Source organism: Corynebacterium sp. (genome assembly GCF_012837295.1).
In the GTDB taxonomy this organism is placed as follows: Bacteria; Actinomycetota; Actinomycetes; order Mycobacteriales; family Mycobacteriaceae; genus Corynebacterium.
The window spans coordinates 1-1,860 of sequence record NZ_DURI01000216.1 but is presented as its reverse complement, the minus strand read 5'-3'; the positions used below and the strand labels follow the sequence as shown (position 1 = coordinate 1,860).

General features: G+C 72.8%; 2 protein-coding genes. One reads left to right on the top strand and one right to left on the bottom strand.

Going from position 1 to position 1,860, the window contains the following annotated elements; all coding sequences use genetic code 11:
• The coding region (locus tag GX015_RS07205; RefSeq protein WP_291343948.1) for an FAD/NAD(P)-binding oxidoreductase at window positions 1-1,000 on the top strand (1,000 nt) is incomplete at its 5' end.
• Between the two features lie 74 nt (window positions 1,001-1,074).
• Here the strand turns inward: GX015_RS07205 and GX015_RS07200 are convergent.
• On the bottom strand, window positions 1,075-1,860 hold a 786-nt coding region (locus tag GX015_RS07200; protein ID WP_291343946.1), incomplete at its 5' end, for a nitroreductase family protein.

Below are 1,860 nucleotides of genomic sequence, written 5' to 3'. Positions count from 1 at the left end.
GGTGATCGGCGCGGGCGTGGCGGGTCTGGCCTTCGCCGAGGCCGCGGCCGTCCGCGGCCACCACGTCGAGGTTTTCGAGGCCTCCGACGCCATCGGCGGCCAGTTCCGCCTCGCCGCCGCGATCCCCGGCAAGGAGGAGTACGGCCAGACGCTGCGCTACTTCTCCCGCCGGCTGGAGGTCCTCGGCGTGCCGGTGCACCTCGGCCGCAGGGCCACGGCCGATCAGCTTTACGACGCCTCCGCCGCCACCTCCCCCGACCGTTCTTCGGCGGACGGCGCCATCGCGGACCGCGCGGACGACGGGGTGACCGACGCGGACCCGAGCGTGGGGGCCACGGCCGTCGATGACGTCGCCGAGCCGTTCGACCACATCGTCTACTCCGCCGGCGTGGTGCCGCGCATCCCGGAGATCCCCGGCATCGACCACGATTCGGTGATCCCCTACGACGATCTGCTCTCCGGCCGCCGCACCGCCGGCGCGCGCGTGGCGGTCATCGGCGCCGGCGGCATCGGCGTCGACGTCGCCGAGTACCTGACCCGCGAGCCGAACCAGTCGCTCGCGGAGTGGCGGAAGTCCTGGGGCGTCGTCGATCCGGCGGACGCACCCGGCGGCCTGGGCACCCCGCACGACGAGAAGCCGCTGCGCGAGGTGCATCTGCTGCAGCGCAAGGAGTCGTCGATCGGCAAGGGCCTGGGCAAGACCACCGGCTGGGTGCACCGCGCGGAGCTGAAGAAGGCCGGCGTGCACAAGTACGTCGGCGTCTCCTACGACCGCATCGACGACGAGGGCCTGCACATCACCGTCGACGGCGAGTCCAAGGTCATCGGCGTCGACAACATCATCGTGTGCACCGGCCAGGAGTCGGACAGGTCGGCGTTGGGCGCGGGCGTCGAGGACCCCCGCATCCACGTCATCGGCGGCGCGGACGTCGCCGCGGAGCTCGACGCCAAGCGCGCCATCCGCCAGGCCGTCGAGCTCGCCGCGGAACTGTCGAAGTAGCGGCCGGTCACGGCGCCGTCGCCCCGTGCTTGACGACGGTTCGCGGGGCACGCGGGCCGTCGTAAAGCACTGTTTTAAAGCGGATATTCGTCGACGTAGACGCGGCGCTCCAGCGGCAAACGGCCCGGATCCTTCGGGGCGCCGGCCGGGCGGCCCACCGCCAGCAACAGCGCGACGGAGACGTCGCGGGCGGAGTCGTCCGCGCCGATGGCGGCCTTGAGGGCCTCCTCGTCGAAGCCGGTCATCGGCGACGTCGCCCACCCGCGGGCCTCGGCGGCGAGCATGGCGAAGGACGCGGCGATGGTCGCGTCGCGCAGCGCGTACTCGCGGGAACGGCCCAGGTCGCGGCGCTGCTTCTGGAAACCGGCGATGCGGTCGCGCTTCTCCGCGGCGAAGGAGTCGTCCCAGCGGCCCGAGGCGAGGTACTGCGACGCGACCTCGTCGAACGTGTCCTCCCAGCCGTCGGGCTCGGCGACGAAGGCGAGCAGCAGCGGGGCCTCGAGGACCTGGCGCTGCTTGCGGGCGGCCGCGTGCACCGCGGCGCGGACGTCCGGGTCCTGGATGCGCACCACCGCGCGGGCCTGCATGTTGAACGCCGACGGCGAGGTCATGACCAGCTCCAGGAACTCCCGCACCTCGTCCTCCGGGAGGGCGTCGGGGAGGAAGTCGCGGTGGCTGCGGCGGTTGCGCAGCATGGCCGCGAACCGGTCGCGGAAGGCGGCGTCGTCCATGGACTCCGTCGCGGGGGCGGCGCCTTTCGTGGCGGTAACGACGGCGGCGCCTTCCGTGGCAATAACGGCGGTGCCATCAGCGGTGCCTGCGGCTGCGGCGGTCTCCTTGGCTGCGGGGCTCTCGGAATG